1 protein-coding gene is annotated in these 361 nt (G+C 61.2%); it reads left to right on the top strand.

Annotated elements, in window-relative coordinates; translation table 11 throughout:
- Window positions 1-361 (top strand): cadherin-like domain-containing protein (locus ACODSJ_RS24745; RefSeq protein ID WP_489104228.1); only part of this gene is annotated, 361 nt, incomplete at both ends.

Genomic DNA, 361 nt, shown 5'->3' with positions numbered 1-361 from the left:
ACCATTACCGGCAACAACGACGCACCCGTGCTCAGTTTCGCCACCGGCAACGATGTGGGCGCCGTGAAGGAAGACACCACCCTTAGCGTCAGTGGCCAATTCAGCTCGGCCGACATTGATCACGATGCCACCGCGACTTGGAGTATTGCCGGGGCAAACACCGGCACCTATGGCTCCATCGCGGTCGACAACAACGGCCAATGGACCTACACCCTGGCCAACGGCACCGACGGTGTCGCCAGTGTCGTGCAATCGCTGAAGGTTGGCGAAAGTCACAACGACGTATTCACCGTCCAGGTCAGCGACGGCCTCGGCGGCGTCGACACCCAACTGGTCACCGTCACTGTCACCGGCAACAACG

It is taken from the genome of Pseudomonas sp. FG6, from assembly GCF_057809015.1.
Note: the sequence above shows the minus strand (reverse complement) of the source record. Positions and strands in the feature narration are given on the sequence as shown.